This window comes from Nocardioides sp. CF8, assembly GCF_000389985.1.
Lineage (GTDB): Bacteria > Actinomycetota > Actinomycetes > Propionibacteriales > Nocardioidaceae > Nocardioides > Nocardioides allogilvus.
In genome coordinates this window covers 156,993-179,692 of sequence record NZ_CM001852.1, presented here as the reverse complement: position 1 = coordinate 179,692, position 22,700 = coordinate 156,993, and the positions used below count along the sequence as shown (strand labels likewise).

At 69.3% G+C, this 22,700-nt stretch carries 21 protein-coding genes; 13 read left to right on the top strand and 8 right to left on the bottom strand.

Going from position 1 to position 22,700, the window contains the following annotated elements:
* Positions 1-10 precede the first annotated feature (10 nt).
* The 5 genes from CF8_RS00850 to CF8_RS00830 all read left to right on the top strand — a co-directional run bounded on the left by CF8_RS00850 (position 11) and on the right by CF8_RS00830 (position 5,889).
* Positions 11-880 (top strand): M15 family metallopeptidase, encoded by an 870-nt coding sequence (locus tag CF8_RS00850; protein ID WP_010831248.1) that lies wholly within the window; start codon positions 11-13, stop codon positions 878-880.
* A gap of 44 nt (positions 881-924) precedes the next feature.
* Positions 925-2,769 (top strand): sensor histidine kinase, encoded by a 1,845-nt coding sequence (locus tag CF8_RS00845; RefSeq protein WP_107706137.1) that lies wholly within the window; start codon positions 925-927, stop codon positions 2,767-2,769.
* Between the two features lie 119 nt (positions 2,770-2,888).
* On the top strand, positions 2,889-3,692 hold the full coding sequence (locus tag CF8_RS00840) for an N-formylglutamate amidohydrolase (protein WP_010831246.1): 804 nt from the start codon (positions 2,889-2,891) through the stop codon (positions 3,690-3,692).
* On the top strand, positions 3,689-4,855 hold the full coding sequence (locus tag CF8_RS00835) for a flavohemoglobin expression-modulating QEGLA motif protein (protein WP_010831245.1): 1,167 nt from the start codon (positions 3,689-3,691) through the stop codon (positions 4,853-4,855). The genes CF8_RS00840 and CF8_RS00835 overlap by 4 nt, the downstream gene beginning before the upstream one ends.
* Positions 4,849-5,889 (top strand): glutathione synthetase, encoded by a 1,041-nt coding sequence (locus tag CF8_RS00830; protein ID WP_010831244.1) that lies wholly within the window; start codon positions 4,849-4,851, stop codon positions 5,887-5,889. The genes CF8_RS00835 and CF8_RS00830 overlap by 7 nt, the downstream gene beginning before the upstream one ends.
* A gap of 2 nt (positions 5,890-5,891) precedes the next feature.
* On the opposite strand, the gene CF8_RS00825 is transcribed toward CF8_RS00830, so the two are convergent.
* Together CF8_RS00825 and CF8_RS23415 are read right to left on the bottom strand one after the other, a co-directional pair.
* The gene (locus tag CF8_RS00825; protein WP_010831243.1) at positions 5,892-6,584 is read right to left on the bottom strand and encodes an NAD-dependent deacylase; all 693 of its coding nucleotides are present in this window, start codon (positions 6,582-6,584) and stop codon (positions 5,892-5,894) included.
* A 1-nt stretch (position 6,585) separates the two neighbouring features.
* Positions 6,586-6,717 (bottom strand): hypothetical protein, encoded by a 132-nt coding sequence (locus tag CF8_RS23415; protein ID WP_269634803.1) that lies wholly within the window; start codon positions 6,715-6,717, stop codon positions 6,586-6,588.
* Between the two features lie 447 nt (positions 6,718-7,164).
* Between CF8_RS23415 and CF8_RS00820 the strand changes: the two genes are divergently transcribed.
* On the top strand, positions 7,165-8,343 hold the full coding sequence (locus CF8_RS00820) for a CaiB/BaiF CoA transferase family protein (protein ID WP_010831242.1): 1,179 nt from the start codon (positions 7,165-7,167) through the stop codon (positions 8,341-8,343).
* Positions 8,340-9,839, top strand: a complete 1,500-nt coding sequence (locus CF8_RS00815; RefSeq protein ID WP_010831241.1) for a carboxyl transferase domain-containing protein — start codon at positions 8,340-8,342, stop codon at positions 9,837-9,839. The genes CF8_RS00820 and CF8_RS00815 overlap by 4 nt, the downstream gene beginning before the upstream one ends.
* Here the strand turns inward: CF8_RS00815 and CF8_RS00810 are convergent.
* The 5 genes from CF8_RS00810 to dctP form a co-directional block, all read right to left on the bottom strand.
* Positions 9,815-11,014: an MFS transporter gene (locus tag CF8_RS00810; RefSeq protein ID WP_010831240.1), complete on the bottom strand. Its 1,200-nt coding sequence runs from the start codon at positions 11,012-11,014 to the stop codon at positions 9,815-9,817. The two genes, CF8_RS00815 and CF8_RS00810, sit on opposite strands and share 25 nt — an antisense overlap.
* Positions 11,007-11,714 (bottom strand): HAD family hydrolase, encoded by a 708-nt coding sequence (locus tag CF8_RS00805; RefSeq protein ID WP_010831239.1) that lies wholly within the window; start codon positions 11,712-11,714, stop codon positions 11,007-11,009. The genes CF8_RS00810 and CF8_RS00805 overlap by 8 nt, the downstream gene beginning before the upstream one ends.
* 32 nt (positions 11,715-11,746) lie before the next feature.
* Positions 11,747-13,144: a TRAP transporter large permease gene (locus tag CF8_RS00800; RefSeq protein WP_010831238.1), complete on the bottom strand. Its 1,398-nt coding sequence runs from the start codon at positions 13,142-13,144 to the stop codon at positions 11,747-11,749.
* Positions 13,141-13,806 (bottom strand): TRAP transporter small permease, encoded by a 666-nt coding sequence (locus tag CF8_RS00795; protein ID WP_036489928.1) that lies wholly within the window; start codon positions 13,804-13,806, stop codon positions 13,141-13,143. Before CF8_RS00795 ends, CF8_RS00800 begins: the two co-directional genes overlap by 4 nt.
* A 91-nt stretch (positions 13,807-13,897) precedes the next feature.
* Positions 13,898-14,968, bottom strand: coding sequence for a TRAP transporter substrate-binding protein DctP (gene dctP, locus CF8_RS00790; RefSeq protein WP_036489926.1), 1,071 nt, complete (start codon positions 14,966-14,968; stop codon positions 13,898-13,900).
* 189 nt (positions 14,969-15,157) lie between these two features.
* On the opposite strand from dctP, the gene CF8_RS00785 reads away from it, so the two are divergent.
* The 5 genes from CF8_RS00785 to mobF all read left to right on the top strand — a co-directional run bounded on the left by CF8_RS00785 (position 15,158) and on the right by mobF (position 21,740).
* The gene (locus tag CF8_RS00785) at positions 15,158-16,006 is read left to right on the top strand and encodes a maleate cis-trans isomerase family protein (protein ID WP_010831235.1); all 849 of its coding nucleotides are present in this window, start codon (positions 15,158-15,160) and stop codon (positions 16,004-16,006) included.
* A gap of 77 nt (positions 16,007-16,083) precedes the next feature.
* Complete coding sequence (locus CF8_RS00780) at positions 16,084-17,067, top strand: quinone oxidoreductase family protein (protein ID WP_010831234.1); 984 nt, start codon at positions 16,084-16,086, stop codon at positions 17,065-17,067.
* 272 nt (positions 17,068-17,339) lie between these two features.
* A complete protein-coding gene (locus CF8_RS00775) occupies positions 17,340-18,017 on the top strand; it encodes a FadR/GntR family transcriptional regulator (protein ID WP_010831233.1) in 678 nt (225 codons plus the stop codon).
* The gene (locus CF8_RS00770; protein ID WP_010831232.1) at positions 18,014-18,772 is read left to right on the top strand and encodes a sulfite exporter TauE/SafE family protein; all 759 of its coding nucleotides are present in this window, start codon (positions 18,014-18,016) and stop codon (positions 18,770-18,772) included. The genes CF8_RS00775 and CF8_RS00770 overlap by 4 nt, the downstream gene beginning before the upstream one ends.
* A gap of 352 nt (positions 18,773-19,124) precedes the next feature.
* Positions 19,125-21,740 carry a MobF family relaxase gene (gene mobF, locus CF8_RS00765; protein WP_051204081.1) on the top strand — a complete coding sequence of 872 codons (2,616 nt, stop codon included), beginning with the start codon at positions 19,125-19,127 and terminating at the stop codon, positions 21,738-21,740.
* Here the strand turns inward: mobF and CF8_RS00760 are convergent.
* The gene (locus tag CF8_RS00760; protein WP_156887119.1) at positions 21,705-22,385 is read right to left on the bottom strand and encodes a helix-turn-helix domain-containing protein; all 681 of its coding nucleotides are present in this window, start codon (positions 22,383-22,385) and stop codon (positions 21,705-21,707) included. The two genes, mobF and CF8_RS00760, sit on opposite strands and share 36 nt — an antisense overlap.
* Before the next feature lie 72 nt (positions 22,386-22,457).
* Here CF8_RS00760 and CF8_RS00755 point away from each other — a divergent pair, with 72 nt between their 5' ends.
* On the top strand, positions 22,458-22,685 hold the full coding sequence (locus CF8_RS00755; protein ID WP_084622738.1) for a helix-turn-helix domain-containing protein: 228 nt from the start codon (positions 22,458-22,460) through the stop codon (positions 22,683-22,685).
* Positions 22,686-22,700 lie beyond the last annotated feature (15 nt).

The window sequence follows — 22,700 nt, the reverse complement described above, 5'->3', positions numbered from 1 at the left end:
GCGTGCCGGTGTGATCAGTCGTACGTCGAGATGCGCCGTGGCACTGGCGGTCGCCGCCCTCCTGGCCGGCTGTGGCGCGGACTCCGCCCCGGAGGTTGAGGAGGCCCGAAGGGTCGTCACGAAACCGCAGGACATTGCCGACGGCACCCTTCTCGCCCCCGCGACCGGCCTGGGCTCCCGGCCACCGGTCTGGCTCGGCACCCGGGAGCTCCCGCGCGCCTCGACGGGGTACGGCGAGGTGCGACCGACTCCGCCCGCGCTGCGCAACCGCCGCTGGACCATGCCCGACACCGTGGCCATGCTCCCGGGCAGGGGCTTCGCCGCGAAGGTCGTCTCGCCGGCACCGGGCCGGGTGATCGCGCGCTCGTCCTGGCAGGAGGGCTGCCCGGTCGCCGCGGCCGACCTGGCCTGGCTCCGGGTCACGTTCTGGGGCTTCGACGCCCAGCGCCATACCGGCGAGCTGCTCGTCCACCGCACGGTGGCCGACGACCTCGTCAGCGTGTTCCGGACCCTCTACCGCCAGCGCTTCCCGCAGGAGCAGGTCGTGGTCGTCCGCTCCTACAACCCCGAGGCGCCCCCCACGGGCGACGGCAACGGGACCGGGGCGTTCGTGTGTCGTCCCAGCACGGGCGCGTCCTACTTCTCCCAGCACGCCTACGGCCTGGCGATCGACGTCAACACGTTCCAGAACCCCTACCTCAAGGGAGAGGTCGTGCTGCCGGAGCTCGCCAGCGCCTACCTGCGCCGCGAGGCGGTCCGGCCGGGGATGGTCGTCGAGGCCGGCCCGGTGATCGAGGCCTTCGCGCGGATCGGCTGGGAGTGGGGCGGGGACTGGAACCAGTCGAAGGACTACCAGCACTTCAGCCAGAACGGCCGCTGACCCCTTCGGCGAAAACCGAGTACGAGAGCCGGTGCCGTGGCATCGTGACCCCGAAGGGGGACCGGATGGCCAGCCACGAGTCGGCTGCGGACACGCAGGTCGTGCGACCTCGCCGACACGGGTGGGGCGACACGGTCGCGCGCCGGGCGATGTCGGAGATCGCCGACAGCCTTCGCCAGCTCGGTGGCTTCGAGGTGTGCGCCATCGAGGTGCTGCGCAGCGACGAGATGCTGGAGTTCGTCGCCATCGCGACCGACGACCCCGCCACCCACGACGAGCACGACGGGGTCGGCTCGCCGCTGTCGGCGATGTACCCCGCCCTCGACCAGGGTCGAGAGGTCGGTGTGCTGACCTTCATCCGGGCCGAGGACATGACGGCCGAGGCGTTCGACCGGATGTCGCCGTACGGCGTCGTGCCGGACCTGCCGCCGAGCGACGACCCGGCACGGTGGCACGCGAAGGACATGCTCGTCGCCCAGGTCCACGACGACCGGAGCAGGCTGCGCTCGCTCGTCTACTTCGACCTGCCGCGAGACGGGCTGCGCCCGACCTCCGAGGAGCTCACGGTCTTCGAGCGGGTGATCAGGCCCGTCCTGCACACCGTCCTCGTCCAGATCGAGCGCGAGGAGTTCGCCCAGCGCATCCGGTTGGCCAACGGCGCCCGCGCGGTCATCCGCTCGGCCGCGCCGCAGGGGGACGTGCGCGAGCTGTTCCGGATCGTGCGCAAGCAGTGCCGCGAGCCGTTCCGGGCGCAGGCGCTGTGGATCAACACCATCGACGAGTTCGACACCTTGGACGTCGTGGCGCTGCGACCGCCGGCGCCCGAGATCGGACCGCAGGTGCGGGCCGCGCTGAAGGCGTCGCTCGTCGAGGCGTGGGGACGCCAGGCCGTCCTGATCGTGGAGCGCGACCACGTCTGGGGCGACGACGAGCTCGACCGGCGGTACCGCGCCGAGCTGACCGCCCCCGTCGCGGCGCGCGGCCTGCGCGAGATCGTGCTCGTGCCGATCGGCGCCGGTCCCGACATCCTGGGCCTGCTGGCCGTGGACCGCGGCGAGGACGCACCCCGGTGGACCGACGACGAGAGCTCGGCCGCCCTCGACGTGGCGCACGACCTGGGCCGGGCCATCCTCAACGCGAGGGCCCACGAGCGGGAGCTGGCCGCGACGGCTGAGCTGCGCCGACTCGACCACCACCGGCGCACCCTGATCGACACGGTGGCCCGCCAGCTGCAGAACCCCCTCGCCCTCGTGTCCGGTCACCTCGAGCTGCTGCAGGACATGGACCTGCCCGAGGACGCCCGGCGCTCCGTCGTTCCGATGATCCGCAACACCGCCCGGCTCTCGAGCCTGGCCCAGGACCTCGCGCTGCTCTCGCGCCTCGCGGACGTGTCGAGCCCCGTCACCCTGGCCACGCTCGACCTGGCGGAGCTCACCACCGAGGCGATCTCCCAGGTGACTCCTCAGGCTGAGCACCGCGACGTGACGATCGCGCTCTCGGTCGTCGGAGAGTGCACGGTGCAGGGACACCCGCTCGAGCTGTCCCGCTGCATCGGCGGACTCCTCGACAACGCCGTGAAGTACTCCCGGCGCGGGGGACGCGTCGAGGTGGATGTGCTCGGCGACGGGAAGGTGGTGCGGCTCACCGTTCGCGACCACGGCATCGGGATCTCGTCCAGCGACCAGGCGCTGCTGTTCGGCGAGTTCTTCCGCTCCTCCGACCCGGCCGCGCTGGATCGTTCCGGCCACGGCCTGGGTCTGAGCATCGTGCACCAGGTGGTGGTCCGGCACAGCGGGACCGTCGAGGTCGAGTCGGCGCGGGGGACCGGTGCGACCTTCGTGGTCGTGCTGCCGCGCGCCGACCAACCGGCGCTCCTCACGACCTGGTGAACCGGGCTCCGCGGCGTCCCGGGGCAGTCGCCGGCCCACCGTCGTGTCCGCGTCGGGCGATTGGCCAAACTCCTCGTCGGGGTGTGTTCGACCTGTTGGGCGTCGTATAGACAGGAGGCATGACGTCCCAGCAACGTCCGTCCGACCGCGTCGCCTTCGTGGGCGACTGGGGGCAGCAGGTGATCGCCTGCTCGGTCCACGCCGGCCACGAGCTGCGTCCCGAGCTCGCGCAGGCAGTGGCCCTGGACGAGGCCGCGCGGCTGCGTGAGGAGGACCCGCAGACCGACGAGATCGCCTCGGTCGCGCCGGCCCGGGTCCTGACCAGCAGGTCGCGTTTCGAGGTCGACCTCAACCGCCCACGCGAGGACGCCGTCTACCGCACCCCCGAGGACTGCTGGGGGCTCGACGTGTGGGCTGGTGGCGCGATGTCCGAGGGCGAGACCCGTCGCAGTCTCGAGGTGTACGACGAGTTCTACGCCCGGCTCGGGGAGCGGCTCGACACCGTGGCTGCCCGCGGTCCGTTCGTCGTGCTCGACGTGCACTCCTACAACCACCGCCGCGCCGGGCCCGACGCCGAGCCAGACCCGGTCGAGGAGAGTCCCCAGGTCAATGTCGGCACCGGCAGCCTCGATCGCGACCGCTTCGGACCGTTGGCGGATGCGTTCATCACGGAGCTCGCGTCGCACGACGTGGGTGGTGAGCCCGTCGACGTACGCGAGAACGTGCGCTTCGAGGGTCGGGCGCTCGCCGCGTGGGTGCACGAGACCTACCCCGGCACCGGCTGCTGCCTGGCCCTGGAGTTCAAGAAGACCTTCATGGACGAGTGGACTGCCGAGGTCGACGCGGGCCGGTTGGCGGAGACGGTGCAGGCCCTGGCCGCGACCGTGCCGGTGCTCGGGCGTGCGCTGGAGGAGCTGTCATGAGCGCCGAGATCGCAGCGGCCGACCAGGCGATCGACCACGAGCTGGCGCAGCTGTCGCAGAGCTTCCGCTTCCTGCTCGACATCACGCCGATGGACGCCGAGGACGTCAAGGAAGACTTCCTCGCGGGTGACGACCCCGACCCCGAGTTCACCTATCGCGAGCTCGAGACCGACCCCGACGTCGCGCGCACCATGCTCGACGACATCGACATCGCGGCGGTCGAGGACCCGACGCTGGGCCACCTGCTGCGCGCCAAGCACCGCGAGGTGGAGCTGCAGCTCGACATGCTCGAGGCGCGCGGGACCGAGGACTTCCTCCAGCTCAGCATCGAGCTGTACGGCGGTGTCTCACCCGCCCTCCGGAAGCAGGCCGAGGCGATCCTCGACACCGTCACCTCGACCGAGGCCCCCGGCGAGGCGCTGGACGCCGAGGAGTTCCTGGCGCTCGCGGAGGCGGAGATCGCGCACTACCGCGAGGTCGACCCCGACATCGAGATGCACGCCGAGATCCGTCCCGACGTCAACGGCGTGATGGTGTCGGGCGACACGCTGCTGATCGGCCCGGAGTCGAAGGTGCAGCGGCGTCGGGCGACCGCGCTGCTGCACCACGAGGTGGGCACGCACCTCGTGACCCAGGTCAACGGCGCCCACCAGCCGATCAAGGTGCTCGGTGCGGGGCTCGCCGGCTACGACGAGACGCAGGAGGGGCTGGCGGTGCTGGCCGAGATCGCCGCCGGTGGCCTGACCGCCTTCCGGCTGCGACAGCTCGCCGGCCGGGTCATCACCGTGCACCGGCTGATCGCCGGGGCGTCGTTCGCGGAGGCCCAGGAGGCGATGGTGGCCGACGGGTTCCCGCCGGGCAGCGCCTTCACCACCGTCATGCGGATCTACCGATCGGGCGGGATGACGAAGGACGCGATCTACCTGCGCGGGCTCGTCGAGCTGCTCGACCATCTCGCAGACGGCGGCGTGCTCGACCTCCTGTGGCTCGGCAAGTTCTCGCTCAACGACCTGCCGCTCATCGCCGACCTCCAGGATCGCGAGGTGCTGCAGCCGGCTCGCCTGCTGCCGCGCTACCTGGACGACCCCGCTGCCGTCGCCCACCTGGAGAAGGCGGCCGCCCACCACGATCTCACTGCCCTGCTGGAGGAATCGACATGCTGATCGGGTTCGTCGTCAACGACATCGAGACGGAGAAGGCGGAGTACACCACCAACCGGATGGCCCTCGCCGCCAAGGAGATGGGCCACGAGGCGTGGTTCATGGGGATCGGCGACTTCGCCTACGAGCCCGACGGGTCCCTCAGCACCCGCGCCCGGGCCGGCCAGGCGAAGACCTACCGCTCGCTGAAGCGACACCTCGACGACGTCCGCAAGCCGGAGGCGGCGAAGCTGATCGGGCTCGAGGAGTTCGATGTCGTGATGCTGCGCAACGACCCCGCGGACGACGCGGAGAGCGATCCGTGGCGCAACAACGCGGGGGTCGCCTTCGGCCAGCTGATCGCCTCCAGCGGGGTCCTGGTCGTCAACGACCCGACCAGCCTCGCCAACGCCCTGTCCAAGGCCTACTTCCAGCACTTCCCCGAGATCGTCCGGCCGCGCACGCTGATCTCGCGCGACGGGGACATGATCCAGGCCTTCATCAAGGACCTCGGCGGCAAGGCGGTGCTCAAGCCGCTGCAGGGCTCCGGCGGCACCGGCGTCTTCCTGATCGACCGCAAGGAGGGCCCCAACCTCAGCCAGATCATCGAGGCGATCTCGCGCGACGGTTATGTCGTCGCGCAGGAATACCTCCCCGAGGCGGTCCGCGGCGACGTCCGGGTCTTCGTGATGAACGGCCAGCCGCTGATGCTCGACGGGAAGTACGCCGCCTTCCGCCGTACGAACAAGTCGACCGACATCCGCTCCAACATGTCTGCCGGCGGGAAGGCGATGAGGGTGGCTATGACCGACGAGATGCTCGCGATCGTGGAGGTCGTGCGTCCCAAGCTCGTCAGCGACGGGATGTTCCTGGTCGGCCTCGACATCGTCGGCGACAAGCTGATGGAGATCAACGTGTTCAGCCCGGGTGGGCTCGGCAGCGCGGAGGCGCTCTACGGCGTCAACTTCGCGCCGGCGATCATCGGCGAGCTCGAGCGCAAGGTGAGCATCCGCCAGCACTACCCGGAGATCGACAACCGGACCCTCGCGACGGGCTGAGGTCAGCGCGCGGCGAGCACCTCGTCGACCCAGGCCGGGACCAGCTCGGTCGCGGGTCCGCGCCGGGACTCGTGGAAGTCGCTGCTGGTGTCGCTGGCGGCGAGGTTGAGCTCGAGCGTGCGCTTGCCGTTGCCGATCGCGTAGTGCACGAAGGCGGCGGCGGGATAGACGAGGCCGGAGGTGCCGATCGACACGAAGAGGTCGCAGGCCCACAGCGCCTCGTCGATGGCATCCATGTCGTAGGGCATCTCGCCGAACCAGACGACGTCGGGGCGCAGCGTGCTGGACGCACACGACGGGCAGGGTGGCCGCTCGACGAGCGTGGACGTCCACTCGTGGCGCTCGTCGCACGCCGTGCACCACGCCGCGGCGAGCCGCCCGTGCATGTGGTGCACGCGCCGTGAACCCCCGCGCTCGTGCAGGTCGTCGATGTTCTGGGTGACGAGGTAGAGGTCGTTGCCGAGCTCGGCCTCGAGCCGGGCCAGCGCGACGTGGGCGGCGTTGGGCTGCACCTGGCTGAGCAGCGCACGCCGCTCGTCGTAGAACCGCTGCACGAGCTCCGGGTCGTGCGCGAAGGCCTCGGGGGTCGCGACCGTCATCGGGTCGTGGCCCTCCCACAGCCCGTCGGCGTCGCGGAACGTGGCCAGCCCGCTCTCGGCGGAGATGCCGGCCCCGGTCAGGACGACGATCCGCACCTCAGTAGTACCAGGGGAAGCGCGGCACGATCAGCGGCAATTGATGGTCGTCGTTGGCATTGTGCGCCTGACCTGCACAAAGACGATGGACGTCGTTGGCCATCGCCGATCGCGACTGGTCGTCCTGCCACACATTTGCCACACGTTAGGTTGCACGAGATGAGACACGATCGCCCAGGTTCTAACTGAGGGCGGCCTTCCTCCTGGCCAACGGATGAGACGTCTGGGCGCCAGACTCCAACCCTTCGACGCTGCCCGAACGGCCAAAGCGGCGCGACCGCACATCTTCCGCGCTCGGGAGGGAGACGGTCGCCAGGGCGCAGATTGAGCTCCTCCATCAAGGAGGAGCCGCTCGACGAGCTGTTCGTACAGGCGTGAACGCTGCATCGGGCGCAGCGCGGGCGTGGGTGCCGGCGGGCGGGCGCTTGGCTTCGTCGGTCACGGTTCTCCATCAGGGGCGAGGTCGGCCTGCCTGGGCCATGTGAACCGCGCGCAAGCATGGATTGCTTGACACGAACCCTATCGAAGGTCCACTGTTTCGGTGGCTCAGCCACTGAACCAGACAGGAAGAAGCTTATTCATGGACATGCTCTCCGGCCTCGTGGTCGTCGACCTCACCCGCGCGCTCGCAGGTCCACATGCAGCGATGATGCTCGGAGACCTCGGAGCCCGGGTGATCAAGGTCGAGGCCCCCGGGGCCGGCGACGACACCCGCACGTGGGGCCCGCCCTTCGTCGGGGACGGCGAGCAGCGCGAGTCGACGTACTTCATGTCGTGCAACCGCAACAAGGAGTCGGTCACGGCCGACCTCAAGAGCGACGAGGGGAAGGATTTCCTACGTCGGCTCGTCGCGCGAGCGGACGTGCTGATGGAGAACTTCCGCCCCGGCGTGCTCGACCGCCTCGGGTTCTCGGTGTCGCAGCTGCACGACATCAATCCTCGACTGGTCATCATGTCGATCACCGGGTTCGGCCACGACGGGCCCGAGGGCGGGCGAGCCGGCTACGACCAGATCGCCCAGGGCGAGGCTGGGCTGATGAGCCTGACCGGACCGGGCCCGGGAGAGCCCACCAAGGTCGGCGTGCCCATCGGTGATCTGCTCGCCGGCATGTACGGCGCCTTCGGCGTCGTGTCGGCACTCCTCGAGCGCGAGCACACCGGCCGCGGGCGCGTGGTCCGCACCAGTCTGCTCGCCGGGATCGTCGGGGTGCACGCCTTCCAGGGCACACGGCACACCGTGGCCGGTGAGGTGCCTCGCGCCATCGGCAACCACCACGCCGCCATCGCCCCCTACGGCCTCTTCCGCACCGCCGATGCCGCCGTGCAGCTCGCCGTCGGCAGCGAGGGCCTTTGGCAGCGGTTCGCCCCGGTGGTCGGGATCGACGTTGCCGACCCGCGCTTCAGCAACAACGAGCTCCGAGTGGGACGTCGTGAGGAGCTCATCGAGGAGATCGAGGCAGTCTTCAAGACCGAGGGCGCCGAGTACTGGCTGGCCCGGCTGGCCGAAGCCGGGGTCCCGGCCGGGAAGGTGCGCACCCTCGACGACGTTTACGCCTGGGACCAGACTCGATCACAGGGCCTGCTCATCGAGGTGGAGCACGCCACGGCCGGCCGCTTGGAGCTGCCCGGCCCTCCGCTGCGCTTCGACGACAACCTCCATGCGGGCGGACGCACGGAGCATCTCCCCCCGCCAATACTGGGTCAGCACGACGCCAGTGTCCGAGCTTGGCTCGACGAGGCCGACGGGGGTGACGCGTGAGCCGCCGCGGGCCGGACGCCCGCCAGCTCGTGTCGATGGTGCTCGACGAGGGATCCTTCCGGAACTGGGACGCTGCGCCGGTCCAGCACCCCACCACCGAGGCATACGCCGCAGAGCTCGCGTCCACGCGCGAGCACACCGGCCTGGACGAGGCGGTGATGACAGGTGAGGGCACCATCAGGGGGCGTCGGGTGGCGGTGATGGCTTGCGAGTTCTCGTTCCTCGCCGGTTCGATCGGCGTCGCTGCCGCAGAGCGCTTGGTCCTCGCCGTCGAGCGCGCCACCGCCGAGGGGCTGCCGCTCCTTGCGGCCCCGGTATCAGGTGGCACCCGGATGCAGGAGGGCACCGTCGCCTTCATCCAGATGGTCAAGATCACCGCTGCCATCTCCGCGCACAAAGCGCGCGGCCTGGCCTACCTCGTCTATCTCCGGCACCCCACGACGGGCGGAGTGTTCGCCTCGTGGGGGTCCCTGGGGCACGTGACGGTGGCCGAGCCGGGGGCCCTGGTGGGCTTTCTCGGTCCGCGCGTCTACGAGGCGCTCTACGGGCGCAGCTTCCCGGCCGGTGTCCAGGTCGCCGAGAACCTCTACGAGCGCGGCCTCATCGACGCCGTCGTGCCGCCCGAGGAGATCGCGGACGTGCTCGCCCGCGCACTCAACGTCATCTGCGCCGACCGTACGGTGCCCGGGATCTACGAGGCACCTGCGGATGACGAGCCGATTCGCGACGTGGAGGCGTGGGACTCCGTCACGCGCTCGCGCCGGACCGACCGGCCGGGGATCCGCCGGTTGCTGAGGTACGCCGCAACCGACGTGGTCCCGCTGAACGGGACCGGCGAGGGCGAGCACGACCCCGGACTGCTCATCGCGCTCGCCCGCTTCGGAGGTGCCCCGTGCGTCCTGTTGGGCCAGGACCGCCGCGGCCAGACGGAGGACCGTCCGCTGGGCCCAGGGGCCCTGCGCGAGGCACGCCGTGGAATGCGGCTGGCTGACGAGCTGCACCTGCCCCTCGTCACGGTGATCGACACGCCCGGAGCCGCCCTGTCGGTCGAGGCCGAGGAAGGTGGACTCGCCGGTGAGATCGCTCGCTGCCTGTCGGACCTCGTGATGCTGGAGGCACCCACACTCACACTGCTTCTCGGGCAGGGAACCGGTGGCGGAGCCCTCGCGCTCCTCCCGGGTGATCGGGTCGTGGCGGCCCAGCACGGATGGCTGTCGCCGCTCCCCCCGGAGGGCGCGAGCGCCATCGTCCACCGCGACGTCACCCACGCGCCCCAGATGGCCGCGGACCAGGGTGTGCGCTCGGCGGACCTGATGGCCGCCGGGATCGTCGACCGGATCGTGCCGGAGCGACCGGACGCCGCCGACGAGCCGGAGGAGTTCTGCCGTCGAGTCGGTCAGGTCCTGCTCGAGGAGCTGGCGCTCCTGATGCGTCAGGACCCTGCCGAACGTGTCCTCGCCCGTCTCGAGCGCTATCGGCGGCTCGGGTTGTCCTGAACGCCGGTGACCCGGGGGGCCAACGACGGGGCGAGCCGGCCCAGCACGACCGCTGCCCCCAGGCCGCAGGCCAGCCCCGCGCACCCCGACGGAAGGTAGCCCCACCGGTCCACGAGGAGACCCGTGGCGAGGGGACCCAATCCGGCCCCGAGCACGTGGGAGGTGTAGAGGACACCCAGAAGACCGCCGAGTCGTTCGGTGCCGAACCGGAGCGCGACCACCAACGGCAGCAGTGAGACGAACCCGCCGTACCCCACGCCCAGGACCACCGCGTGGAGCACGAGGGCGAGATAGCCGACTTCGGGCCAGAGCCAGAACACGAAGCTGGCACCGATGGCCACGAAGCAGGCGCGGTAGACGGGGAGGAGCCCGACCCGGTTCGCCATGGGCCCGAGCGCCAACCTCCCCACCACGCTGGCCGCGCCGAGGATCCCCACGAGTCCAGCAGCCTGCACCGGTCCCACCCCGACGCTCACGGCGTACGCCGGAAGGTGCGCGAAGGGCATGAAGATGGCCACCGACAGCAACGCCTGCGACAGGTACATCAGGCGGTGGTCCAGGGAGCGCAGCATGCTGCCCAGGGAGGCGGCGGCGCGACCCTGTCGCGGAGGTCGGCGCAGCAGCAGGGCACAGGCGACCAGCACGGTCGGGGCGACCACCGATAGGGCGAGGTACGTCGTCCGCCACCCCACCGTCTCGATGAATGCGGCCAGGAGGGGCGCCATCACCAGGGTGCCCACGCCGATGCCGGAGACGGCCACGCCGACGCCCAGGGCTCGGTGCCGGACGAAGATGGCGCTGACCACGGCGGTGAGCGGGATGAAGCTCGCGGACATCGCGGCCCCGACCAGGAGCCCGTGCCCGACGTAGAGCATCCACACGCGCGTGGCCGCGGCCGTGAGAAGCAACCCCGCGCTGAGGGCCGCGGCGCCCAGGAGCAGCACGGTCCTGGCGCCGATCCGGTCGGCGAGCATCCCGGCGGGCGCACCGATGAGGAAGAACACCATCACCGTCACCCCCGAGACACCCGACACGACGCCGGGACTCGTCGAGAGGTCTTGGGCCGCGGGCAGCACCAGCACGCCGTAGCTGAACCCGACCCCGATGGTGACGAACATGGCCACGAACCCCAGGCCGGCGGTGCGCCAGGCATGCCTGGAGTCGGGCTCAGTCACCGAGCCTCTGGGCGGCGTGGGCCTGCGCCGCCTCGGCAACCAGGGGTGCGAGATCCTCCATCCGGTGAGCCTCGAGCGACGGAGCGGGCCCCTCCGGGTCCACTCGATGCCCGGACCGCGCCAGGCGTACGACCGGAATCCCGGCCTCGAGCGAGCCGCGCACGTCACGAGCCGACGAGGCAACGTGGACCATCGCCCCGAGCGCCTCCGTGGCCCGGAGGTAGATCCGTGGGTCCGGCTTGTAGGCGCCGAGCCGCTCGGACGTCATTGCCAGATCGGGGTCGACGTAGGCCGCCGCGGCGGTCCGCCGGAACAGCGAGTCGTCGACGTTGGACAGCAGTCCGATGCGGAACGTCCGGGCGAGGGAGGCCATCGCATGCGCCACGTCGGGCCACAGCGGCCAGGCCGGGAGCGTGTCGAGCACCCGGACGAGGTCCTGTTCCGGGTCGCCGTCGATGCCAAGCGCTCGATAAGTCTCGCCGAGTGCGCGACCCGCCAACTCGGCGTAGGGCTCCCAGGTCGTGCAGGTCCGTTGGGCCTCCTTGTTGCGGGCGTCCCAATTGTCGTACACCGCGCGCCCCGACACCTCCCAGCCGCGCCCCTGCGACAGCGCATCGAAGCCTGACGAGGCTCCGGTACGCGAGTCGATGAGCGCGCTGAAGAGGTCGAAAGTAATGACGACCGGAGGTGCTGCTGGCACCGGATGTCCTCCTCGCGGGATCGAATCTGACGTCAGTACAGCTGTTGTGGCAGCCAGGTGGCGAGCTCCGGGAAGATCGAGAGGATCAGGATCCCGATAGCCAGCACTCCGACGTAAGGCAGCGTCCCGATGAGGATGTCCCGGAGCGGGATGTCGGGTGCGATGCCCTTGATGACGTAGAGGTTCAGCCCCACGGGCGGGGTGATCAGGCCCATCTCCATGTTGAGGGTCATGATGATGCCGAACCAGATCGGGTCGAAGCCCAGGCCGATGATCAACGGGTAGAGCACTGGGGTCACCATCACGATGATCGACACGGGGGGCAGGAACAGCCCCAGCACTAGCAGGAAGATGTTGATCACCACCATGATCACCCAGCGGTTGACCTCGAGGTCGGTGACCATCTGGGCCAGGTCCTGCGGCACGCTCAGGAAGCTGAGCACCGTGGCGATCACCGCGGAGAAGGCGGTGATCATGAGGATCATCGTGCTTTGGTTGGTGGTCTCCAGGAGAACGTGCACGAACTGGCGCCCGTTGAGCCCGCGGTAGACCAAGCCGATCAGGAGCACGACCAGGACCACGCCGATCGCGGCGGCCTCGCTGGGGGTCGCGATGCCGGTGTACAGGACACCCAGGATCGCGAGGATGAGGACGATGAACGGGAGGACCCTGACCAACGAGAGGAAGCGGTCGGACCAGGTGTATTCGGGGATCACGTAGTTGCCGGCCGTGTGTGCGCCACTGCCGTGGAGGGTCGAGGCGCCGGTCCCAGCGCCGGCCGTAGCCATCTCCGGCGCCAACGCGGATGCTTTGGCAGCACTTCGCTGCTCCCTGGTGACGGCGATGAAGATCCACACGCAGAACAGGAACGTGACCATGATGCCCGGGATGATGCCGGCGGCGAAGAGCTGGCCGATCGACACCTCGGCGGCGATGCCGTAGAGGATCAGGGTGACGCTGGGCGGGATGAGGATGCCCAGGGTGCCACCGGCTGCGATGGCGCCGGCGGCGATGCGCGGGGAGTACCCCCGCTCGAGCATTCCCGGAATCGCGATCCGTCCGATGGCGGCGGAGGTGGCGGGGCTGGAGCCAGTGAGCGCAGCGAAGATCGAGCAGGCCAGCACGCTGCTCATCCCGAGCCCGCCCCGGACCCGGCTGAGCCATGCCTCGCCGGCCTCGAAGAGCTGTTTGCTCGCCGTGGACCCGCCGAACAAGTTGCCCATCAGCACGAAGAGGGGGATCGCGAGCAGCCCGAAGTCGTTGGTGGAGTCGTAGAGCAGCTTGCCGAAGAGTTCGAACTCCGCGGGCCCGAGGAACATCAGCATGGAGATCATGGCGGTCATCCCAAGGGCGAACGCGATCGGCATGCCGGTCATGAAAAGGGCTATGCCCATCAAACCGATGATGGCACCCATGGTGAGCGAGCTCATGGCTGACGCCTTTCGTCCGTGGTGGTGTGCAGCGGGTGCGTCTGCTCGACACCCGCCTCTCCGATGTTCGCTGCCGTGGTGCTGCCTGGCTCCTCGACGGCGGCGGCCAGTTCGGCGTTGCCCTGGCCCAGGAGGGCGGCGCTGGCCGCCGTCTTCTCCCCGGACAGCAGGCCCTCGATGCCCTCGATGATGAAAGCGAGGTATTGGAAGATCACGAGCAGCATCCCGACCGGGAGGATCGCGTAGACCACGGACAGTGGCGCCCCCAGTGCAGTGGAAGTGCGGAAGCCCCCCTCGACGGCCTCCCACCACGTGGCGTAGGACGTCCAGACCACGGCTCCGGCGACACCAAGTGCGAGCAGTGCGGTGAGGATCCTGACAACGAGCTGGGACCGCAGCGGGAGGAGCTCGACGAGGAGGTCGACCCCGACGTGGGCATGGTGCTTGAGCCCGTACGCCGCTCCGACGAAAGTCACGAACACGAGGAGGTAGATGCTCACTTCAGTCTGCCACACCGTGGGCTTGCTGAAGACGTAGCGCATCGAGACCCCATAGGTCATGATGAGCGTCGCCAGCACGAGGGCGACGGCGCTGAGATGTCCGGCGATCTCGGACAGGACGTTGGCCCATCGGAACGTCAGCACGTACTTGAGGGCGCGCATGGTCATCCTTCGGTGTAGGGAGGGGTCTGCGGTGCGACCGGATCAGGACGGCGGGTCTCCGTTGACCGGGACCCGCCGTCCCAAGGTCCGGCTACTGGTCGGAGGCCTTCTTGGCCAGGTCGAGGAGCTCCTCGCCGTTCGGCGCGGATGACGCGAACGCGTCCCACTGCTTCTCGGCGAGCGCCTGCCACTCGGAGAAGGCAGCGTCGTCCATTGTCTCCACCTGCACCCCGGCGTCGGAGAAGACCTTCTCCACGCGGGCGTCGTCCTCCTCCGAGGCGGTGTAGGCGTAGTCCTGAAGGTCGACGCCGACCTCGCGCACGATGTCCTGCTGCTCGGGGCAGAGCTTGTCGAAGGACTCGTTGGAGACGATGAGCGGCTCGAACATGAACCAGAACGTGTTCTCCGAGGGCGAAGTGAAGGACTTCACCTGCTCCTGGAGGTTGTAGGAGGCGAACGAGCCGGTCGAGGTGACCGCCGCGTCGAGTACCCCGGTCTGCATGGCGGTGTAGATCTCGTTCGACGGCAGGCTCGAGATGCCTGCGCCGGCGTCCTCGAGCATCTTCTCCACGTAGCTGCCGGCCGCCCGCATCGTCATGCCGGGCGCCACGTCGGACGGGCTGACAACTGGGTCACCCTTGCTGCCGACTGCACCGGCGTTCCACACCCAGGTGAGGACCTGGACGCCGTTCTCGTCCATCACCTCGGTAAGGCGCTTGCCGATCTCGGCCTCCTGCCAGGCCTGGGCCTGCTCGTGGTTGCGGACCATCGCCGGCATCAGCGTGATGCTGAAGTCAGGGACCCGGCCGGACGCGTAGTCCAAGGGGAAGACGGACATGTCGACCGCTCCACTCATCATCGCGTCGTACTGCTCGGTTGACTCGACCAACGAGCTGTTCGGGAAGATTTTGACGCTGACCTGGTCGTCAGTGGCCTCGGCTACGTTGTCGGCGAACTGCTGGGCGAGTTCGGCTCGGAAATCGCCGTCCTCGTCGCCAGTGGCCGCAGGCCACTGGTGCGAGAGACGCAGGGACACGTCTCCGCACTCCCCCGAGGCGGCAGTGCCGCTGTCCCCTCCGTCGCCGCCGCAGGCAGCAAGCGTCATGACGGGGACGAGTGCCGCGGCGGCCAGCATCCCTCGGCGGTTGCATCGAATCCTCATGGTTGTCTCCTTCGGAAGGCATCGGGGCCCGGGAAGTGGTGGCGGTGGCGCTCTGGGTGACTGGGTGGCATAGTGGCTGGACCACTGGGTCAGAGTGTTACCCACGTCTCACATGGCGTCAAGCACCGGTCTCAGTGCAACCTCACCCATACGGCCATCGAACCCCTGCACTGTCGAGGAGAGCGCACCATGACCGACTACCGCGTGGGGATGATCGTCCCCAGCTCGAACCTGACCATGGAAACAGAGCTGCCCAGAATGCTGCAGGCTCGCGAGCGCCGCATTCCCGAGGAGCGATTCACGTTCCACAGCAGTCGCATGCGGATGAAGCACGTGACGCCCGAGGAGCTGCTCCGGATGAACGCGCAAACCGAGCGTGCGGCCCTCGAGGTCGCCGACGCCAGGCCCGACGTGGTGGCCTCGGCGTGCCTCGTCGCGATCATGGCGCAGGGCGCCGGCTACCACTGCACCGCCGAGGCCCAGATCACGGGGGTCCTCGACCGGGAGGGTGTCCCTGCCCCAGTCGTGTCCAGCGCGGGGGCACTCCTGCGGGCTCTGGAAGCACTGGGCGCCCGGCGGATCGCCATGATCACGCCGTACATGAAACCGTTGACGAAGTTGGTCGTCGACTACGTGGAGGACGCCGGTTTCGAGGTCATGGACGCGTTGAGCCTCGAGGTCTCCGACAACCTGGAGGTGGCCCGTCTCGACCCGGAGGGGCTACGCGAGCACTGGCGTAAGGTGGACACGACGAAGGCCGACGCGCTGGTGCTGTCGGCGTGCGTGCAGATGCCCTCGCTGCCGGCCATCCAGCCCGTCGAGGACGAGGCCGGACTCCCCGTCCTGTCCGCGGCCACCGCCACGGTCTTCACGATGCTCGCGGAACTCGGGCTGTCGACCCAGGTTCCTGACGCAGGACGCCTGCTAGACGGCAGCGTGTCGATGGAGCGGGCTCCCAGGCGTGCACCGGAGCCCGTGCCGACCGGTGCAACCACCCCCGCCGAGGGCGTCGAGGGCGCCCCAGCGATGGCCCAGTAGCCCAACTGTTGCACAGACGTGCCTTCGAGGTCCTCGAAGGGCGGAGCGGTCATGTAGGAACAACATGAGGAGCAGCGGTGCGAGCAGTCGTCGTCGAGCAGCAGGGAGGACCGGAGGCGCTCGTCGTCATCGAGACCGGCACACCCGAACCCGGTCCGGGTCAGGTCCGGATCGACGTGGCGGCAGCCGGGGTCAACTTCTTGGACTGTTACCAGCGCTCCGGGAAGTACGCGATGGACACCCCCTTCATCGCCGGTTCGGAGGGATCCGGGACCGTGTCGGCGGTGGCACCCGACGTCACCGACCTCAGCATCGGGGACCGCGTTGCCTGGGCAATGGAGACCGGTGGCGGTTACGCCGAGCAGGTCCTGGTGGCGGCTGATCGCACTGTGCTGGTGCCCGAGTCTGTCGAGCTGGAGGAGGCGGCCGCGGTGATGCTGCAGGGCATGACTGCGCACTACCTGTGCGAGTCCACCTTCGTCGCGCACTCCGGACACGTCGCCCTAGTGCATGCGGCCGCCGGCGGCCTCGGCCTGCTTCTCACCCAGATGCTCGCCCATAAGGGTGTCAGGGTCATCGGCACGACCTCGAGCGAGGAGAAGGCGCGACTGGCCCGGGCGGCGGGGGCGGACGAGGTGCTCCTCTACGACGGAGAGGACATCGCCGTGGGGGTCCGCGCCCTCACTGCCGAACGCGGGGTCGACGTCGTCTTCGACGGCGTGGGCAAAACGACGTTCGAGGCCGGGCTCGACTCCCTGGCCCGCCGCGGTCTGATGGTCCTGATCGGCGCGGCCAGCGGGTCGCCGCCACCGGTGGACCCCCAGACGCTCAACAAAAAGGGCTCGCTCTTCCTCACCCGTCCGACGCTCGCGCACCACATCTCGGACCGAGCGGAGTTGCTGGAGCGGGGAACGGCCGTGCTGGCACAGGTCGCGTCAGGCATCCTCCAGGTGCGCGTGGGGGGACGCTACGCTCTGGCCGACGCCCACCGTGCCCACGAGGACCTCGAGGGCCGCCGGACGACGGGGAAGCTGCTCGTCGTGCCTAGCATGGGCATCTGATTTTTTCCGGCCGGCGATCGCAATGCCCCACCGAGAGCCCGACGGAGAAGGCGCCACGGAGGGCTGGGCCGAGAAGACGCCCACAGTCTGAGCTGCGCGCCGGCTTCCTCGACGTCGAGGGAACGAAATGGGGCACAGCGAGGCTGCTCGGGATCTGCTCGACGACTCGAATGGCGACGACGCGTCATGTTATTGAGTCACTGGTCTAGTCACTAGCGCAATGAGCCGTGAGTCAATAGTCTATCCGAATGTCAGAGTCGTTGCCTCGCCCAATGATGCGCACCCGTCTCTACGAGCAGGTGGCCGGCCACATCTCGTCGTGGATCGGCGACAACGGGCTTCGGGCGGGCGACCGCCTGCCGCCCGAGCGAGAGCTGGCGCAGCGCCTCGGCGTCAGCCGGGCGACCCTGAGCCAGGCGCTGGTCGCGCTCGAGGTGATCGGGGCGGTCGAGGTGCGCCATGGGGATGGCACGGTGGTCACGACCGGTCACGGCCAGTCGACCCGCATCGTCGAGGCGATCCGCAGTCACGCCGACAGGCTGCCGGAGATCATCGAGACCCGCGACGCCCTCGAGACCAAGATCGCATCGCTCGCAGCCGCCCGGCGCACTGACGACGACCTGGCCCGGATCGATGACGCGCTCACCTTCATGGAGGCCGACATCGAGGCCGGCGGCCGCGGTGTCGAGGGTGACGAGCGCTTCCACGGGGCTGTCACGACAGCGTCTCACTCGCTGCTGCTTGCTCGCCTGATGGATGAGATCAGCGACCTGATCCGGGAGACCCGTCTGGAGTCCCTGGGCCAGCCCGGTCGCCCGCAGGACTCTCTCGCAGGTCACCGCGCGATCGCCGAGGCGATCCGCGCCGGTGACCCGGCAGCAGCCTCCGCTGCCATGCACGCGCACGTGGTCATGGTCAGCGACGTGGCGTTGCTCCGCGAGCAGCCGTGATCCTGGCCGAGTCGCTCATCGTTCTTGCGGCCGGGCTCGGTGCCGGCGTGCTCTCCTCTACGGTCGGCGTCGCCTCGCTGCTCAGCTTTCCGGTCCTCGTCGCGCTCGGCCTGCCGCCCGTGGTAGCCAACGTGTCCAACACCCTCGGCCTGATCCCCGGTGGACTCGGCGGGGTGGTTGGCTATCGGGAGGAGGTGCGCGAGGCCGGTCCGATCGCCCGTGTGATCGTGGTCGTCTGCGCGCTCGGGGCAATTGCGGGTGCCGCACTCCTGCTCGCGCTGCCGCCCAGTGTCTTCGAGTCCGTCGTGCCGTGGCTGATCCTCTTCACCTGCCTCCTGGTCGGCGCCCAGCCCCGCATCGCGGCCTGGTTGCGCGCGCGCCACGGGGAGGCGCGCGAGGAACGGCGGGACATGTCACCGGCCACCACCGCCTGCGCCACCCTGACGGGGGTCTACGGCGGCTACTTCGGTGCCGGTGCCGGTGTCATGATGGTGGCCGTCCTCGGCCTCGGCACCGACCTCGAGTTACGCGTGGTTAACGGCCTCAAGACGCTCTCAATAATGGTCGGCAACGTCGTTGCCGGACTGATCTTCATCGTCGTCGCCGACCCGCGCTGGGACGTGGTCGCACTCCTTGCCGCCGGTTCGGTCGTGGGCGGCTACGTCGGGGCGCGCATAGGTCGCAAACTCCCCGACGCGGTCTTCCGCTGGGCGGTCGTCGCCGCCGGGATCACCGCGGCGGTGCTGATGCTCTGAGGGCGGCCGCCGACGCAAGGCAGCGTAGTGTACGCGCTCAGGACAGCAGGCCACGGACAGCCCGAAAGCCGACGGACAGGGACCGGACGGGCACCCGCTGCGAACCTCAGATCTGCTGCACTTAACTGATGCAGCCAATTGCTGATCGCCGCGCCAACCTCTCGATGATTGACCTCGTTGACAGACATCGGTCCCCAGAATCCCGTCCAGATATTTGCCGTCCTGCTCTCCAGCCCCTCCTTTCTGAGCGGCACGCATGCTACGAATGTTCGTAGATGGGTCGCCCGTGGTCGGGCGGCCCACGCGGCATTTCTAGGGGTCCGTTGGTTGTCGACGGACGTCGTTGAGGCGGGTGGTCCGGGTGCATGGCGGGGTGAAGTTCTACCGCGGCGCAGCGAACGCTGCGCGGGCTTACGTCGAGCGAGATCGATCCCGTGCTGATGACTACTACCTCGACGAAGGCACCGGGGTTGCCGAGCGACTCACCGCGACCCCGGACGGCGTCGAGCACGCGGGGTCGATGGACGGCGAGACGTACGAGCAATGGGTCGCCGGTGTCGATCTCGAATCGAGGAAGCCGAAGGGCCGTCTGCGCACCGACAGCAACGGGCTCCGGTTCGTCGAGGTCACCGTCAACGGTCCGAAGACCTGGTCGCTGGCCGCGGCGCTCCATCCAGATATCTCGGCCGCGCTGGACGAAGCCCAAGACAGGGCAGCCACCGAGATCGTCGGCTGGGTCGCGCAGCACGCGACCACCCGGGTCGGGCCCCGCGACCGACAGGTGCAGGTGCCGGTCGAGCGGATCGAGGCGGCGGTGATCCGGCACTACACGTCGCGGGCAGGGGATCCTCATCGGCATCTACACCTGCAGATCAACGCCCGGGTGTGGGCGTCCGGGACGTGGCGGGGTCTGCACTCGGTTGGGATCCGGGACTCGATTGAGGCGATCAATGGGATTGGGCACGCCGCTGTCGCCACGGACCCGCAGTTCCGGTCGGTCCTCGCTGCGCACGGTTTGTCCCTGGACCCGGAGACGAGTGAGATCCGGGAGTTGGTGCCGTACGTCGGGGCGTTCAGTGCCCGGACCGCGCAGATCCGCCGCAACGTGGACCGTTACGAAGCCGCGTGGCGGGCTGAGCATCGCGGTGAGGAGCCGGGTCCGCGGCTGCGGGAGGGGTGGGACCGGCGGGCGTGGGCCGAAGCGCGCCCGGACAAGATCGTTCCGATCGATGGCCGTGAGCTCGTGGACGGCTGGAACAGCGAAGTGCGGGATCTCGGCTACCGCGACCCGACCGGAGCCGTACCGCTGGCGGGGACGCGGCCGGGGTGGATCGATCGCGATGCCGCGGCGGAACTGGTGGTCTCGATTCTGGGGGCGAAGAGGTCGGCTTGGAACGCTGCGGACGTCCGCGGGAAGACTGAAGTTCTGTTGGCCCAGACCGGCCTCCTTGCGGAGCCGGCTGCCCGGATCGAGCTTGCCGAAGACATCACCGCCCGGGCCACCGACCGGTGCGTCACGCTGCTCACGCGACCCGATGTGCCCGAGCACGTCCGCTCGTTCAGCTCGCCACAGGTTCTCGAGGTCGAGGCCGACATCGTCACCCGGTTCGGGAGACGCGCAGATCGACCAGCCCGCAGCGCCCGCATGGGCGGGCGCGGCCTGGTCCGGATCGACCCGACCCAAGCCGCCGTGGTCGGCGCCCTGGCCGGCGACGGGCCCCTGGTCGTGGTCGAGGGTGCCGCAGGGGCCGGGAAGACCACCGCCCTGCGCTCGGCCCAACACCTACTGTCACGGCGGGGCCATCGGTTGGTGGTGGTGACCCCGACACTGAAGGCCGCCGAGGTCGCCGCCGCAGAGACCGCTGCCGAGGGACACTCCGCTGCTTGGCTGATCCACCAGCACGGATGGCGCTGGGACAACGACGGCCACTGGACCCGGCAACTCAACCCTGCTCCCCAGGCACAGGCTCAGCTTCGGGCCGGTGACCTGCTGCTCGTCGACGAGGCCGGGATGCTCGACCAGGACACCGCCCGAGCGGTTCTCACCATCGCCGACGAGACCGGTGCCCGGGTGGCGTTCGTCGGGGACCGGCATCAACTCCCCGCCGTCGGCCGCGGTGGCGTCCTCGACCACGCAGTCGCGTGGGCACACCCCACCGCTGTCGTCACACTCGAGAAGGTGCACCGGTTCGTAGACCCCGGCTACGCGGCACTGAGTCTGCGGATGCGTACCGGGGAGAAGCCGGGCGGGGTTTTCGACGAGCTGCGTCGGCGAGGCCAGGTGGTGATCCACGCCTCCGAGGTAGAACGATCCGAGGTGGTCGCAAAGGTCGGGGCCAGGGGAGCTTTGGTCGTTGCCGACACCCGCGAACAGGTCGCCGACCTCAACGCTGCCATCCGTGAGCATCGGCACGCAACGCAGTCGGCCACCTGTCGCGAGCCGGTCGTCACGACCGCTCGTGGTGAGCAGATCGGGCTCGGCGACCGGGTCACGACGCGCCGCAATGACCCCGGCCTTCAGGTCGCGAACCGCCAGACGTGGACAGTCACCGGCTTGGGTGAGGACGGCAGCCTCGTGTTGCGCGGACAAGGCCGGGATCGAGAGATTCAGCCTGACTACGCGGCACGTTTCGTCGAGCTCGCCTACGCCACCACGGTGCATGGCGCCCAGGGCGAGACCGTCGAGTCCGCGCACGTCGTCATCGGGGAACACACCGGTGCCGCGGCGGCTTACGTCGCCATGACGCGCGGCCGCGCATCCAACACAGCCCACGTCGTCGCCGAGTCCGTCGACGACGCCAGGCAACAGTGGATCGACGTGTTCAGCCGCGATCGCGCAGACCTGGGACCGGCACATGCTCGACGCCGGGCCATCGACGCGATCGAGGTGTACGGCGCACAGCAGCGCCGACCAGTGCCCGAGCGCCGCCCGTCAACGCCGGCGGATGGCGTCCCGCTTGGCCTTTGAGCGAGGGCGGGACTTCGTGGGCATCGGCCAGCGCATGCCCATCTCGGCGGCCAACCTCGCAGAGAAGCCGCCCGGATCCCGCGGCCGCCTCCGCTTGGGACCAACACCTTTGGCGGCATCGATCAGTGGTTGCCACGCAGCTCGGATGACGTCTGGGAGGTCCAGGCTCGGCCACGCCTCGACCAACAGCGCCCCATCGACGGCATTGAGCAGGATCTCCTCGTTGCCATGGTGCACCGCCAGTCCGTAGAACTCGAGGCGCTCTTCTGGGATCGCGAGATCCCAGACGTCGTAGCCGGTGATCGCTCGTAGGTAGAACACCACCACGCGCGAGTAGCACTCCGGGATCGGGACCTGCCAGAGCCGGTCCGGAACCAAGTACCCGCCAAGGTCCGGATCGTCCACGTACTCGAAGAAGACTCGTGGCTGGGCGACGAGGTCGTGGTCGGCCGCATCGAGAAGCCGTTCGACGACCGCCAGAGTCGGTGACTTTCGGCGCGACTCGTACTCCGAGACCGACGACTGCTGAGTCCTGGCCCAGTCCGCCAACTGACGCTGTGACATGCCCGCGGCCTTGCGGGCTGCCTCGATCACCGTCACCGGTTCCACCCACCAATGATCGCTGATCATCGATTGGGACGCCATGCACACCTGTCTGCCGAGGCAGGACCGTCCTGCTTCCCGACCCCCACGGTCGCGATCACCCAGGAGCCATCCATGACCGCTCAGCCCACCATCCCGAACCCACGCCGCAACCCCGGCGACGAGATGCTGACCCTGCAAGAAGCCTGCGCCTTCCTCCGCGTGCCTGAGGGCACCCTGCGCTACTGGCGCCACCTCGGCTGCGGACCCCGGTCCTTCAAGGTCGGCCGCCACGTCCGCTACTGGCGAGCCGACCTCGTCCTCTGGCTCACCGAACAGACCAACCGTCCACAGCACGACTAAGCCGACCTGGACGTG